The sequence below is a fragment of the Bartonella sp. AA9NXGY genome, from assembly GCF_042196845.1.
In the GTDB taxonomy this organism is placed as follows: domain Bacteria; phylum Pseudomonadota; class Alphaproteobacteria; order Rhizobiales; family Rhizobiaceae; genus Bartonella.
In genome coordinates this window covers 36373-51023 of record NZ_JBHIRB010000006.1, presented here as the reverse complement: position 1 = coordinate 51023, position 14651 = coordinate 36373, and the positions used below count along the sequence as shown (strand labels likewise).

The 14651-nt window shown below is 39.3% G+C and carries 12 protein-coding genes; 1 reads left to right on the top strand and 11 read right to left on the bottom strand.

Annotated features, from left to right (window positions below; genetic code table 11):
* Window positions 1-138: 138 nt before the first annotated feature.
* The gene (locus ACFIM6_RS04425) at window positions 139-1767 is read left to right on the top strand and encodes an MFS transporter (protein WP_375611818.1); all 1629 of its coding nucleotides are present in this window, start codon (window positions 139-141) and stop codon (window positions 1765-1767) included.
* Between the two features lie 460 nt (window positions 1768-2227).
* Here the strand turns inward: ACFIM6_RS04425 and truB are convergent, their stop codons facing one another.
* From truB to ACFIM6_RS04370, 11 genes are all read right to left on the bottom strand, one after another.
* A complete protein-coding gene (gene truB, locus ACFIM6_RS04420) occupies window positions 2228-3190 on the bottom strand; it encodes a tRNA pseudouridine(55) synthase TruB (protein ID WP_375611817.1) in 963 nt (320 codons plus the stop codon).
* A 4-nt stretch (window positions 3191-3194) separates the two neighbouring features.
* Complete coding sequence (gene rbfA / locus ACFIM6_RS04415; protein WP_375611816.1) at window positions 3195-3602, bottom strand: 30S ribosome-binding factor RbfA; 408 nt, start codon at window positions 3600-3602, stop codon at window positions 3195-3197.
* Window positions 3603-3723: 121 nt separating this feature from the next.
* The gene (infB, locus tag ACFIM6_RS04410; protein WP_375611815.1) at window positions 3724-6243 is read right to left on the bottom strand and encodes a translation initiation factor IF-2; all 2520 of its coding nucleotides are present in this window, start codon (window positions 6241-6243) and stop codon (window positions 3724-3726) included.
* Window positions 6240-6875 carry an RNA-binding protein gene (locus ACFIM6_RS04405; RefSeq protein WP_375611814.1) on the bottom strand — a complete coding sequence of 212 codons (636 nt, stop codon included), beginning with the start codon at window positions 6873-6875 and terminating at the stop codon, window positions 6240-6242. The genes infB and ACFIM6_RS04405 overlap by 4 nt, the downstream gene beginning before the upstream one ends.
* Window positions 6876-8507, bottom strand: coding sequence for a transcription termination factor NusA (gene nusA, locus ACFIM6_RS04400; protein ID WP_375611813.1), 1632 nt, complete (start codon window positions 8505-8507; stop codon window positions 6876-6878).
* Window positions 8508-8554: 47 nt separating this feature from the next.
* Window positions 8555-9205, bottom strand: coding sequence for a ribosome maturation factor RimP (rimP, locus tag ACFIM6_RS04395; protein WP_375611870.1), 651 nt, complete (start codon window positions 9203-9205; stop codon window positions 8555-8557).
* A gap of 127 nt (window positions 9206-9332) precedes the next feature.
* The gene (locus ACFIM6_RS04390; RefSeq protein ID WP_375611812.1) at window positions 9333-10034 is read right to left on the bottom strand and encodes a tRNA (guanine(46)-N(7))-methyltransferase TrmB; all 702 of its coding nucleotides are present in this window, start codon (window positions 10032-10034) and stop codon (window positions 9333-9335) included.
* Entirely contained in the window at window positions 10031-11299 is a 1269-nt protein-coding gene (gene metK, locus ACFIM6_RS04385) for a methionine adenosyltransferase (RefSeq protein WP_375611811.1), read from the bottom strand. The genes ACFIM6_RS04390 and metK overlap by 4 nt, the downstream gene beginning before the upstream one ends.
* 130 nt (window positions 11300-11429) lie before the next feature.
* Window positions 11430-11843, bottom strand: a complete 414-nt coding sequence (locus tag ACFIM6_RS04380; protein ID WP_375611810.1) for a helix-turn-helix domain-containing protein — start codon at window positions 11841-11843, stop codon at window positions 11430-11432.
* Window positions 11844-11991: 148 nt separating this feature from the next.
* Complete coding sequence (gene lnt / locus ACFIM6_RS04375; protein WP_375611809.1) at window positions 11992-13626, bottom strand: apolipoprotein N-acyltransferase; 1635 nt, start codon at window positions 13624-13626, stop codon at window positions 11992-11994.
* Entirely contained in the window at window positions 13589-14614 is a 1026-nt protein-coding gene (locus ACFIM6_RS04370; protein ID WP_375611808.1) for a hemolysin family protein, read from the bottom strand. Before ACFIM6_RS04370 ends, lnt begins: the two co-directional genes overlap by 38 nt.
* Between the last annotated feature and the right edge of the window lie 37 nt (window positions 14615-14651).

Genomic DNA, 14651 nt, shown 5'->3' with positions numbered 1-14651 from the left:
AAAAGCTTTTGTTTTGAAATATTGATTTAAATAGAGTTTTATGAGAAGTGTTTTAAACAATTATGCATCCTTTTGATACAAAGATTATGAGTGTGTGTGAGTGGTAACAAAAGTGATAAATAGCGTTGGAGGGAAAAGATGCAGAGCATTTCAACATTAAAACTTTTTCGTAATTCGGTATTTCGAAATTTATGGTCATCTACTCTTATTTCTAATTTAGGGGGGCTGATACAAGCTGTTGGAGCAGGGTGGTTAATGGCGTTGATTAGTTCTTCGCATTCCATGGTTGGGCTAGTTCAAAGTGCCACAACATTACCACTTGTTATGTTTTCTTTGATGGCAGGGGCATTAGCTGATAATTTTAATCGGCGTCAAATTATGTTGTGTGTACAGATTATGATGATGGTCATATCGATGAGTTTATCTGTTTTAGCCTATATGGGATTTCTAACACCTTGGCTTTTGTTATGTTTTACGTTTTTGATTGGATGTGGCACAGCTTTTTATAATCCTTCTTGGCAAGCAACGATAGGAGATATTGTGAGCAGGGAAAATATTCCTGCTGCTGTTAGTTTGAATAGTGTCGGCTTTAATTTGATGCGGAGTGTTGGTCCTGCGATTGGTGGTGCCATCATTGCAACTTTAGGGGCATCGGCTGCTTTTTTGTTTAATGCTATAAGCTATATTCCTCTTATTGGTGCGTTGTTTTTCTGGAAGTCGAATTATGAAAACAACTCATTGCCACGAGAAAGGCTGTTAGGAGCTGTCTCAGATGGTTTGCGTTATGTTGCGATGTCACCTAATCTCTTAAGTATTATGGTTCGAGCGTTCCTTTTTGGTATAGGAGCAACTTCTATTTTAGCACTTTTGCCAATTGTTGCGCATAAAGTTCTTGGAGGAAGTGCCCTTCTTTATGGTACATTGCTCGGTTGTTTTGGGTTAGGAGCCATGACAGCAGGTATTATTAATGCAGTTGTACGGCATCATTTTCGTTCAGAAACAATTATTGCAAGTGCATTTATTGGTTTCGCCTTTTCTTGCTTTTTATTGGGAATCAGTCGTTCACTGATTATAAGCCATATTGCTTTATTTCCTGCAGGGTTATGTTGGGTTTTGGCCTTATCGTTGTTTAATACATCTGTACAACTCTCTACACCACGCTGGGTTGTTGCACGTTCTTTAGCTCTTTATCAAACGGCATCTGCCGGGGGGATGGCTATTGGAAGTGCAATCTGGGGAGGTTTAGCTGATGGTTATTCTCCAACAATTGCTTTGAGCGTTTGTTCTTTATTCTTGATTTTTGGTGCTCTTGCAGGGGTAAAATTTAGAATTCAAGAAATTCCTCAGATAGATTTAAATCCTCTTGATCATTTTAGAGAGCCGGAATTATTACTCGACCTCAAAGCAAGAAGTGGCCCGATTATGATAATGATCGATTATAAAATTCATGAAAATGATCTTGAAGAGTTTCTCAAAGTGATGACGCGTCGACGCCATATTCGATTACGTGATGGTGCGCGTCAGTGGGTTCTTTTACGAGATCTTGAAAGACCTGAATATTGGACAGAGGCTTATCATATGCCAACATGGGTAGATTATTTACGCCATAATCATCGTCGCACAAAAGCGGATGCAGAAGTCAATAAGCGTCTGCGTCATTTAAATTGTGCTCCTAACGGTATAAGAGTGCACCGTATGATTGAACGCCAAACAATACCCCAAGCCAATGAGATGCTTTTAAAAGTTTCCTCTGATCATCTCCCTTAGGGTTAAAACAGTTTTTGTAAATATTACATATATTAATATTATTTCGATCAATTTGTTAGCGTAATCATAAAAAAATTGCTGTTTCAATATTTAATGAATTGATTTATAATGGTTATTTTTCATTTTTCATGTTGAGTGATAGATTCTGAAAATCTTAAGCTTTTCTCGTTTCAAATCTATTTAGAGTAAATCAGTCCATATCTTTGCTTGTACATTATAAACGAGGACTAAAGTATGAGTAAAAAACGATTGAAAAAGAAATAAAAAGCCTTTTATGAATCCTTTAAATGCAAGGATTATTGCGACATTAAGAGGAAAAAGTGTGTGGTGGTGTTAGCTTATAGCACTGACTTAAATTTTGATATGAATACGGTAAATATAGACAATGAAAAGCACCATATTTTTCTTAATTGATAGAGAAAAATATCTTTCCGCAAAAGGTGGTTGGGAAAAGAATCGATTAAATTGTGAAAATCCGCTTTGGTTTAAATAGACCTTTGTCGAGAGTGCCTATAGCAAGAAGTTGTTCCTTATAGAGGACACAAATTTCCTCTTCATCAAGAGGTGCTTTGTGATGATTCAAGAGGATAGAATGGCCTCTTATAATTCTCTGTGCTTGAGTTTCATTAAGGATATAGTGAGGGAGGCAATCCAATGCGGCGCTTGTGTCAATTAAGAGCCCATCGAGTGTTGAGAAGTTTTTTTCAAAAGAACGATTATTCTCATCTGTAGTGTTTTTATTTGGCGGAATGGCCGCTTTTAGTTCCTCCCATGTAATGAGATCTTCTTCATCAAAAGGTGCGACGGCAATACGTCTTAAATCAGCAATATGCCCATAGCAACCGAGATCACGTCCCATATCGCGTGCTAAAGAGCGCACATAAGTTCCTTTTCCGCAGGTTATTTCAAAGATAGAATGCTCTTTGGTAGGCATTTCTAATAACTTGAAAGTTTCTATTTCCACTTCACGGGGCGGAATGTCAACAACTTCCCCTTCACGCGCTAAATCATAGGCACGATTTCCAGCAATTTTGATTGCTGAAAATTGTGGAGGTGTTTGCAAAATAACACCTGTATATTGAGGAAGAAGAGCAAGTATTTCTTCTTGTGTTGGACGTATGAGAGAAGTTTTCGTTATTTCTCCTTCTAAATCATCTGTTGAGCGCTCTTGCCCCCAAGCAATATGAAAACGGTAAGTTTTTTTGCCTTGCATCACGTAAGGGACGGTTTTGGTTGCTTCGCCCAATGCAATGGGAAGGAGACCAGAAGCAAGAGGATCAAGTGTACCCGCATGTCCTGCCTTTTGAGCATGGAAGAGCCATTTGATTTGTGAGACAGCTTCTGTTGATTTCATTCCTTTTGGTTTATCAAATATGACCCAGCCAGAAACAGGACGCCCTTTTTTCTTGTGTTGCCGCGCCATATCTTTAATCCTCATCTGTATCACTATGGTGAAGATCGCGTGCAACCTCAGGCGAGCGAAGGAGGGCATCAATTTTTGAAAAATTATCAAAGCTATTATCAAGTCGGAAACGCAGTTCTGGCATATATTTCATTTGTCGCAACGCATGACTGATTTCTCCACGGAGAAAACGACTATGTTTATTGAGGGTATCAACAACATCGGTATGAGAAGCATTTTTAAGAGTACTGAGAGGTGATACAAAGCAAGTAGCAATTTTTAAATCTGGTGACATGCGTACTTCAGAGACAGAAATAACAATATCTTTCAAGACATCATCAAGCAAAATATCACGCTGTAATATATGCGCTATTGCATGACGTACTTGCTCTGCTACTCTAAGTTGCCGTTGTGATGGCCCTGCATTTTTCATCAAAGTTTTATCCCTGCTACAAGATCTCTTTTTTGACCATTTAGATAAGGAAAAAGAGATATTGTGTATAAAACCTAATAACTTTTCTCATTTCACAACAGAGTAAAGTTATTGGATTATTTTATAATGTGCGGTTAATATGTTCGATACGGAAGGTCTCAATGATGTCTCCTGCGCGCATGTCTTCATAATTTTCAAAGGCTATTCCACATTCTTGACCACTTTGCACTTCATTGACTTCATCCTTAAAGCGTTTGAGTGTTTTCAGCTTTCCTTCGTGAATAACGATATTATCGCGGATAAGGCGAACACCGGCTCCTCGTTCTATTTTACCTTCTGTAACACGACATCCTGCAACTTTTCCAATTTTTGTAATGTTAAAGACTTCTAGAATTTCAGCATTACCAAGGAAAGTTTCACGCTGTTCTGGTGAGAGTAATCCAGACATAGCAGCCTTGATATCGTCAACAAGATCATAAATGATGTTGTAATAACGAATTTCAATTCCTTGTGTTTTAGCAAAATCACGTGCCTGCTTATTGGCTCGAACATTAAAGCCAATTACAGCAGAGTTAGAAGCTTCTGCAAGAGAAATATCACTTTCGGTAATTCCTCCAGCACCAGAATGTACAATACGCGCACGAACCTCGTCATTTCCGAGTTTTTCCAATGCTGAAGCGATTGCTTCAATTGATCCTTGCACATCTCCTTTTATAATAAGAGAAAATTCCTTAACACCAGTCGTTTGCAATTTTGTCATCATCTGTTCAAGAGAACCACGCGAACCAGTTTGCCGCGCAACAGCTTTATCACGTGCTAATCGTTGCCGATATTCAGAAATTTCACGTGCTTTTGCTTCATGTGTGACAACAGCAAAACGGTCTCCGGCTTGTGGTGTTCCTTGCATGCCTAAAATTTCAATTGGTGTAGAGGGAACGGCCTCTTTGACATGGCGGCCATGGTCGTCAATCAAAGCACGTACACGACCCCATTCATTTCCAGCAACGATAATATCAGAAGGGTGTAATGTACCTTTTTGAACAAGAACTGTTGCAACAGACCCACGTCCGCGATCCAATTTGGCTTCAATGATAACGCCCTCTGCAGTTCGTTGAGGATCTGCTTTCAGATCAAGCATTTCAGCTTGAAGAAGGATAGCTTCGAGAAGTTTATCAAGATTTTGACCAGTTTTAGCAGAAACTTCAACGTCCAAAGTTTCTCCACCCATAGTTTCAACAAACACTTCATGTTGTAGAAGTTCTGTACGCACTTTTTGTGCATTCGCAGCTGGTTTATCAATTTTGTTGATAGCAACAATGATAGGTACACCAGCAGCTTTCGCATGATTGATTGATTCAATCGTTTGAGGCATAACACTATCATCAGCGGCTACAACGAGAACAGCAATATCAGTAACACGAGCTCCGCGTGCACGCATAGCGGTAAATGCAGCATGACCTGGTGTATCAATAAAGGTAATTTTTTGACCATTTTGTTCTACTTGATAGGCACCAATATGCTGCGTAATACCTCCTGCTTCGCCAGAAACAACATTTGCTTTACGAATAGCATCCAAAAGCGAAGTTTTTCCGTGGTCAACATGGCCCATAATGGTTACAACAGGGGCGCGCTGCTGCATGTTTTGAGGATTATCTGTTATATTAAAGATACCTTCTTCTACGTCAGATTCTAAAACACGTTTAACAGTATGGCCAAATTCAACAGCGATGAGTTCGGCAACATCTGCATCAATAACATCGCCAGGTTTCATCATTTGTCCTTGTTTCATCAAGAATTTAATCACATCAACAGAACGCTCAGTCATACGTTGTGCGAGCTCTTGAATAGTAATCGTTTCAGGAAGAACAACTTCGCGAGAAATTTTTTCTCTTGGTTCTTGATTTTGTGCACGCTTAAACTTTTCCTGTCTACGCCGCATTGCAGCCATTGAGCGCCCACGTGCGCTTCCTTCTTCATCCAGTGCACTATTCAGAGTTAACTTTCCGCGTCTCCGCTCATCAGCTCCTTTGACAACTTTGGGTACACGTATTTCTGATTTAGCAGGATTAGCACGTCGACTATGCCGTTCTTCCTCTTTATTGTCATCTATTTTGCGTTTTTCAACCACGGTTGTCTGTTTAGGGGCAATAGGAATATCTGTCTGTTCAATGAGAGGGGGAACAGGTGGAGTCTGTACTGGCGATATTTCTTCTTCTTGTTGGAGATGTATTTCTTTTTCTTTAATTTCTTGCTGTAAAATTTCTTCACGCTCTTTAGCGCGTCTTGCTTCTTCTTCGGCTTGTTCTCGCGTTATTTTTTCTTGGATATGTGCTTCTTCTAACGCGCGAAGTCTCGCTTCCATTTCAGTTGATGAAAGATTGCTTTTGGTCACAGATTCTTGAGGCTTTTTTCCCTCAAAACGCGGTTTAGAACGCTGGGGGGCCACATGCGGCTTTGTAATGGGCTGTAGGGTTTCAGCTTTTTCATCAGGTCGCGTAATTTTACGCCGTTTGGTTTCGACAACGACAGCCTTCGTACGGCCATGACTAAAATTTTGTTTAACCGTACTCGTTTCCAAGACAGACCTCTTGAGAGTTAGTGTCTTCTTGACGGTTGTTTTGTCGTTGTTATTTTCACTCATTGTACTTCCTTCACGGCTTGGGCCGTCATCTCACTAGACTTACTATGCTTGTCGTCACGATAGCTGATCAATTTACATGTTGTTTTGAGAAATCCTTCAGCAGCTTTTGTGTCCAGTAAGGCCGCGTGCATTACAGGATTAGAGCCAAAAGCCACTCGCATTTCATCACTTGTAAATAAAGATATGGTTTTTATAGTCCGATTTGTTTGTTGTTGTATTGAATGGATGGCCTGTGCAATTTTTCGTTTCCCATCTTCTGTTGTTTCTTTAGCATGAAGTACAAGAATAACTTTACCAGAGCGGATAGCAGCGTCAACCTTTGTTGCTCCCATAACAATTGCTCCCGCTTTTCGTGCCATGGAAAGGCTTGAAAGAGCGGCTTTTAGTAAAAGCGTATCAACAACATGCACAAGATTTGGTGCAACCTCAACATCTGTTTTAAAATTTCTATGAAAAGCTTTCTGTTTGATTGCTTTCTCAATAACAGCGTGATGGGCAGAAATCCAAACGCCACGCCCTGGTAAATTCGCTTTAAGATCAGGAACAATTTGGTTATTGGGACCAATAACAAAACGGATCAGCGTTTGTGCTGAAGCATTTTTTCGGGTCACAATGCAAGTCCGTTCGTTCATTTAAAGTGTATCCACATCCAAATCATCTGTTTTTTCATTTTCTGTAGAATTTTCATCTTCTACAGGACTTTTTGTAACAAGATCAGCTTGGTCTATCCAGCCTGCTTGTACACGTGCGGCTAAAACCATAGCTTCTGCATCTGCGCGTGTAATGTCAAAAGGGGTTAAAATACCAGAAAAATTCTGTGTTTGACCTTCTTTGCGTTCTCTCCAACCAGCTAAATCATCAACGGCATAGCCAGCAAAGTCTTCTATTGTTTTTACACCATCTTCACCTACAGCAACCAACATAGCACTTGTCATTCCAGGAAGTGTTCGCAATTCGTCAGAAACTCCAAGCTTTTTGCGTTTTTCATCAAGTTCTTTTTCTTGATGATCAAGATATTCGCGGGCACGACTTTGGATTTCAGCGGCGGTATCATGGTCAAAACCATCAATAGAAGCGATTTCTTCAAGATCAATATAGGCGATTTCTTCAATAGAAGAAAAACCCTCTGATGCCATAACCTGTCCGATCATTTCGTCAACCTCTAAGGCTTCCATAAACAATTTACTTCGTTCAGTAAATTCTTTTTGACGATTTTCAGATTCTTCCTTTTCCGTTAAAATATCAATGTTCCATCCTGTTAGTTGCGAAGCCAAGCGAACATTTTGCCCACGTCGTCCAATAGCAAGGCTAAGTTGATCATCTGGCACAATAACTTCAATCCGTTCAGCATCTTCATCAAGGATGATTTTAGAAACTTCAGCAGGTTGCAGTGCATTAACGACAAATGTTGCCGCATCAGGTGACCAAGGAATAATATCAATTTTTTCGCCTTGTAATTCAGCAACAACAGCTTGTACACGACTTCCTCGCATTCCAACGCATGCTCCAACAGGATCAATGGAACCATCACGTGAAACAACGGCGATTTTAGCCCGTGAACCTGGATCACGAGCAACAGATTTGATTTCTATAATACCATCATAAATTTCTGGTACTTCCATAGTGAAAAGTTTTACCATAAATTGGGGATGTGTGCGTGAAAGGAAAATTTGCGGACCACGCGTTTCACGGTGTACATCATTGACAAAAGCACGAATGCGATCTCCATAGCGGAATGATTCACGAGGAATTAATTCATCACGGCGAACAATAGCTTCACCGCGCCCTAGATCAACGATGACGTTACCATATTCCACACGCTTAACTGTACCAGAAATAATTTCACCAACTTTATTTTTGAATTCTTCATATTGCTGATCGCGCTCTGCATCGCGTACTTTTTGTACAATAACCTGTTTAGCAGATTGTGCTGCGATACGTCCAAAATCCATAGGAGGTAAAAGATCAGCAAAAAAATCACCAATTTTTGCTTCTGCTTGACGTTTGAGAGCATCAGACAAAGTAATTTCCGTTGTATAGTCTTCAACGACATCAACGATTTTAAGCAGGCGCTGTAATTTAATTTCACCTGTTTTAGAATTGATTTCAGCACGAATATTGGTTTCTTGACCATAACGAGAACGTGCTGCTTTTTGAATAGCATCAGCCATCGCAGAAATGACAATTTCACGGTCGATTGACTTTTCACGTGCAACAGCATCTGCAATTTGCAGAATCTCAAGCCTGTTAGCGCTTGTAGCCATCAATTTTCTCCTTCTTTGTGCCACACGATGGGTATTTCCCAGTGATATTATTTTTTGAAATTGAGCGTCTGTATAGAGTCGTTAGCGTTCTCTTCGGCAATGAATTGTTGACTTAAATCTTTATTTTGTTTCAATGCATCGCGAATAAGCTCATCGGTAAGCACTAAATGCGCATTTATGATATCACAAAAGGAAATAGGGGTATACATGGCTTCTCCATAAGCAGCTTTATCAGTGTTTAAAATAAATCCATCTTGCGTGATATTTGTAAGTGTCCCACGAAATTTTCGGCGCCCATCAATTGTTATTTTGGTTTCAATTTTTGCAAGATGCCCTTGCCAATGAAAAAAATCAGATTTTCTTACCAATGGACGATCAATTCCAGGTGATGAGATTTCTAAATGATATTTGCGTTCAATAACATTTTGTACATCAAGGAGGGGAGAAACTGTTCGACTAACAGTTTCACAATCTTCTATGGTCATAGAACCATCGGCACGTTCAACCATAATTTGAAGTGTTAAACCATTTTGACCAAGAAGTTTCACACGAACCAAACGAAAACCTAAAGGTTTAAGTAGTGGTATGACAAGAGCAGCAACCTGTGCTTCGATACCATCTTCTTCAAACAGGCGCGGTTCGTCAAGATTGCTTATTTTTTCAGCTTCGTTCATACATTTTATCCAAGTTGGTTTCATCAGTTTTATGATATTAAAAAAGAGCGGGTCCAACGGCCCACTCTTCATCATAAGACCAAGAATTTAACTATTGATACTCTTAAATTCAAAATTTTTCAAGTTGTTTATGAGAAAAGCGCTTGATCATTTATTTCTTGATAAAGGTAAGATAGGCAGGCGTTCGTCCTTCGCGTAAAGCTTTTGCTTCATAGCGGGTTCCGCTCCATAGTGGATAAGGGAGTTTCCAGTCTTGAGGGCTTTCTGCTTTCCATTCAAAGTGATCATGTTGTGCACAATGGTACAAAGTCCAGTTTACATAACTGTCTATATCGCTAGCAAAGCGCAAAAATTTCCCTATTTTAAGAACACGAGCAAAACGGTTAAGATTTTTTATGTTGATGAAGCGTCGTTTCCAGTGTTTCTTTTTCGGCCAAGGATCAGGATAGAAGAGGTCTATTCCATCAAGCGAGTTATCAGGGAGCCAATCAAGAAGGCGTGTAGCATCATCATTATAGAGGCGAAGACGATTTTGATGGTTTTGATGCTGTTCAAGAGACGATAATATTTTTGCCATGCCATTGATAAAGGGCTCGACGCCGATAAAACCGGTTTTTGGAAAATATTCCATTTCATGAAGTAAATGTTCACCTCCACCAAAACCGATTTCAAGTCGAATTTCTCTTACTTTGCTTGAAAATAAGGATGTAAGGTTTAAGGGAGGAGGGACATTTAAATCAATATTCAAACTGGGGAGAAGCATTTGTATACGTGTAAGCTGACTGTCTCGAAGTTGTTTTCCTTGTCGGCGTCCAAAAAATGCTTCACTCTTACGTATATTATGTTTAATCATGGGATTTGGATCATTGTTTGAAGCGTTTTCACGAGATCAGTTTTTTCCCATGAAAACGAACCATCGTGTTTTGGTTTACGACCAAAGTGACCATAGGCAGCTGTTTTCGCATAAATAGGTTTATTGAGGGCAAGATGTTTTCGAATGCCGGTAGGTGAAAGGTCCATTATTTTGCGGATGGCTTCTTCAATAACCTTTTCATCGACTTTTCCTGTTCCATGAAGATTAAGATAAATAGATAAAGGTTGTGCAATACCAATTGCATAGGAGAGTTGAATGGTGCATCTCTCTGCTAAATGAGCAGCAACAATATTCTTAGCCAGATAGCGTGCCGCATAGGCAGCAGAACGATCAACTTTTGTTGTATCTTTTCCTGAAAAAGCACCGCCTCCATGGGGTGCTGCACCTCCGTAAGTATCCACAATAATTTTGCGTCCCGTTAATCCGGCATCGCTTTGAGGGCCTCCAATGACAAATTTTCCTGTTGGGTTAATATACCAACTGCATTGAGCTGCAATGGGAATGTCATGTAAAGCTTGGCGAATGTAAGGTTCAACCACTGTACGTACTTTATTGGAATCCCAGCTTTCATCAAGGTGCTGCGTTGAAAGAACAATGGATGTGACCTCTATCGGTTTTCCATTTTTATAACGTATGGTTATTTGGCTTTTAGCATCTGGTCCTAATTTTCCAGTTTCTCCCTCTCCTTTATGACGAGCTGCGGCAAGAAGTTTGAGAATTTTATGCGCATAATAAATTGGCGCAGGCATGAGATCAGGTGTTTCACGGCAAGCATATCCAAACATGATACCTTGATCACCCGCTCCTTCTTCACCATGCCGATCCGTAGCATTATCAACCCCTCTTGCTATATCAGCTGATTGTGGGCGCAAAAGAACATCAATTTTAACAGTTTTCCAATGGAAGCCTGCTTGTTCATAGCCAATGGTACGAATAGCACGGCGCGCTGCTGTACGAAAACGTGTAGGATTAATGAGTGGAAAGCTAGTTTCATCATAGATGAATTCTTTATTTTTATCTTTTTTTAATAGCGTATCGGGAACACGTACTTCTCCAGCGATAACAACACGGTTGACACTGACGAGAGTTTCACAGGCAACGCGTACTAACCATGGATCAGTACCAGTCTTTTCAGCTTCTTTATAGATCATATCAACAATTTCATCGGAAATACGATCACAAATTTTATCAGGATGTCCTTCCGATACCGATTCGCTCGTAAAAAGATAATCTTGATGCGGCATAGGAACTCCTTCAAAAAAGAAAACCAACGATTTAATCAATAGCTTACTAAAGTCGTCACCATTTGCTAATTCTACAGCAAATAGTCAATGCAAATGTATATGAATAAAAGAGAAAAGATATAATTTTAATTTATAACTTATTTGTCAAATCTTCCTCAGAAAGTGCTTTTGCCAAGTCAATAATTTTTCGACGCACTTTAGCATCAGATATATTTGTAAAAGCGCGCATGAGCTGAATCCCTTCGCTGCTAGAACAAAAGTCTATAAAATTGTGTTCACTTTCAGCAAAACCCTCTACTTGTTGGGAGGTAATACCTTTATCAAAAAAGTAAGAAACAGGAACATCCATAATTTCCGCTATCGCTTGAAGACGGCTGGCACCAATACGGTTTGTTCCTTTTTCATATTTTTGGATTTGCTGAAAAGTAATTCCTAATTTTTCACCTAGTTTCTCTTGAGTGAGTCCTAAAATATTACGACGTAAACGGATACGAGTTCCAACATAGATATCTATAGGGTCAGGTTTTTTTCTAGTTTCGGTCATAATGCAACTCTTTATTTCCAGCATTTTTCTTCTAAACCAACATCATATTTATGCGCAGTTGATTTATCATATAATTAAAACAATATGTAATATTTTTTCCCAATATCACTGGTACACGCAACACAATACCGTACAAAGGGCACTTGAATCATTTAAGCTGTTTTGTAAAACCAAAACCAATACGACACAATAGCATAAGGATGAATAAGATAAAAGTAGAGAAAGTTCTGTATTCATTGCTTCCTATAGGGGTAATGGATGATGGAACTTGTGAATCAATAATGCCCACAGCATTTTGTCGAAGAGCTACAACGATTCGTCCATAAGAATCAATAACAGCTGATATGCCATTATTGGCGGCCCGTATGAGGGGGATTCCCAGTTCAACGGCACGAAGCTGTGCTTGTTGAAGATGTTGATAGGGTCCAGGTGTTACACCAAACCATGCATCATTTGTAATATTAATAATTGCTTGAGGCGGGGAGCCTTTGAAAGTCATTTCATGGGGAAATATTGCTTCATAACAAATCAAGGGTAGATAAGAAAATCCGTTTGGCATTGTAACAATTTTGCGCACACTTGCAGCACTATATCCACCAATATTATCAGCAAGGGTACGCAATCCAATTTTTTTCAATAAATGCTGATAAGGAAGATACTCACCAAAAGGAACCAAATGAAGTTTATCGGAAGTATTTAAAATATTACCTTGAGCATTAATGACTGCAATTGTATTAAAATATTGTGTTTGGGAATGAGGTAGATCATTGCTGGCGCGTATTGCTCCAACAATAGCCCATTGTTTAGGTTTTAAAAGAGAGGCAATGCGCATTGTGATAGATGAATTATCATAGAGAAGGTAAGGAACGGAAGCTTCAGGCCATACGATAAAATCGGGTTCTGAATTTTGATCGGTTGTTGGCGTTGCACTTAGCTTCATATGCGCTTCCAACATAGATTCTCGTGTATTATCACGCAATTTTATATTTTGTTGGATGGACGGTTGAACAATGCGCACCCAATAAGCACTTTTTTGATCTTCAGTTGTGTTTTCTATAGTATGAAGACGATAAAACCCAAAACCACAGTGAATGAATATAAGTGATAAGCAAAGAGAAAGTGCTACTTTCTTTTTTTCATCCGTTAATAAAACAGTTGGCAAACTGTAGGCTAAGACAGCAAGAATATTCATTCCGTAAAGTCCTACGATTGCATCAGATTGCATGAACATTGGGGTTGGCATGGCTGTATAGCCAAGAGAATTCCATGGAAATCCTGTGAATAAAAACGCACGCAACCACTCGGATAATCCTAATGCAAAGGCTAAAACAAAAAAGCGTGCTATTCCTTTTGTCCATAATAAACCGACAATGAAACCAGAAAAAAACCAATAAAGAGAAAGGTAGAGTGGAGGGAATAAAATGGCTAATGGGACTGCCCAACCAAAAGAATCTGGATCTGTTAACAAAGCATTGCATAGCCACCAAAGGCCGCAAATAAAATAACTAAAACCAAAGGTTCCACAGCTTAAAGCGTAAGTAAAAAAATGTTTTTTATTGTTTTTGGTGGCCCGTATTGAGTCAAGTAAAACAATAAAGAGAGGGAAAGTTAAAAAGCAAAGAGGCGTTAAATAAAAGGGTGGAAGTGCAAAAGAAGTAAGAGCACCACACAGAAATATCCATGCTTGGCGCTTCCAGCCTGTAACAGAGAACAAAAAAACGATGAAATTGCTTAAAAATGCTGGACTATTCTTTAGGGATGGCATTGTTCTCAAGATTCTCATTTTTGGGAATGCGAAAAATGCGCAATCGTTTAATCCGGCGTTTATCAGCTTCTAAAATACGAAATCTATAACCAGGTACAGCTTCGACAATTTCACCTTTAGCAGGAATGCGATCAAGAATTGAGACGATCAAACCACCAATAGTATCAACTTCATCACCATATTCCCCTACGATAAAATCAGGACCAAGAGCTTTCTCCACATCTTCTAGTTCAGTTCTTGCATCAACGAGCCATTTATTATTTGGTTCACGTACGATAGCATTGTCGACATTATCATGTTCATCTTCGATATCCCCAACGACTAACTCAACAATATCTTCCATTGAAACGAGACCATCTGTTCCTCCATGTTCATCAATAACTAAAGCCATTTGAGTTCGTGTAGTTTGCATCCGTGTTAATAATTTGCTTGCAAGCATAGAACTGGGAACAAAGAGAACTGTTCGGATCAAATCCAATTCACCGATTGGAGTATGCAAGTCTGTATGGTTTAATTGAAGCAAATCGGATTTTTGTTCGGTTTTTGTTGGGTTGATAATAAAGCGAGTGATGTAGTTAAGAATATCGCGGATATGGATCATGCCGCGCGGATCATCTAAAGTTTCAGCATAAACGGGGATACGAGAATGACCAATTTTTGCAAAACATTTAAGGGTTTCTCCAAGAGAGGTGTTTATTTCTAATGCTTCGATTTCAGAACGAGGTATCATAACATCATCCACGCGTGCTTCACGTAAGCGTAAAATGTTATGCAGCATAGTACGTTCTTCAGGTGAGAAGAGGGCGGCATCTTTTTCATTGTTAGTCGTGAGTGCAACGGTAAGATCATCGCGCAGTGACGTAGATGCACAATTTCGACCCCGTAAGAATGAAAACAAATGATTCATCAGGGAATATTTTTCTGTATGATTCGTCTGCTGAGAGGGGTCTTTTTCATTATTAGAAGATGCTTGATTATTATTTTGTGCATTTATTTTGTTTGCCATGGTTTTGAAATCTTCTAGACTTTCTTTTTTATAATAG

Bases quoted from the DNA above. Each gene is read 5' to 3' on its own strand.
- ACFIM6_RS04425 (WP_375611818.1), top strand. From the start codon at position 139: ATGCAGAGCATTTCAACATTAAAACTTTTTCGTAATTCGGTATTTCGA.
- truB (WP_375611817.1), bottom strand. From the start codon at position 3,190: ATGGCGCGGCAACACAAGAAAAAAGGGCGTCCTGTTTCTGGCTGGGTC.
- rbfA (WP_375611816.1), bottom strand. From the start codon at position 3,602: ATGAAAAATGCAGGGCCATCACAACGGCAACTTAGAGTAGCAGAGCAA.
- infB (WP_375611815.1), bottom strand. From the start codon at position 6,243: ATGAGTGAAAATAACAACGACAAAACAACCGTCAAGAAGACACTAACT.
- ACFIM6_RS04405 (WP_375611814.1), bottom strand. From the start codon at position 6,875: ATGAACGAACGGACTTGCATTGTGACCCGAAAAAATGCTTCAGCACAA.
- nusA (WP_375611813.1), bottom strand. From the start codon at position 8,507: ATGGCTACAAGCGCTAACAGGCTTGAGATTCTGCAAATTGCAGATGCT.
- rimP (WP_375611870.1), bottom strand. From the start codon at position 9,205: ATGAAACCAACTTGGATAAAATGTATGAACGAAGCTGAAAAAATAAGC.
- ACFIM6_RS04390 (WP_375611812.1), bottom strand. From the start codon at position 10,034: ATGATTAAACATAATATACGTAAGAGTGAAGCATTTTTTGGACGCCGA.
- metK (WP_375611811.1), bottom strand. From the start codon at position 11,299: ATGCCGCATCAAGATTATCTTTTTACGAGCGAATCGGTATCGGAAGGA.
- ACFIM6_RS04380 (WP_375611810.1), bottom strand. From the start codon at position 11,843: ATGACCGAAACTAGAAAAAAACCTGACCCTATAGATATCTATGTTGGA.
- lnt (WP_375611809.1), bottom strand. From the start codon at position 13,626: ATGAGAATCTTGAGAACAATGCCATCCCTAAAGAATAGTCCAGCATTT.
- ACFIM6_RS04370 (WP_375611808.1), bottom strand. From the start codon at position 14,614: ATGGCAAACAAAATAAATGCACAAAATAATAATCAAGCATCTTCTAAT.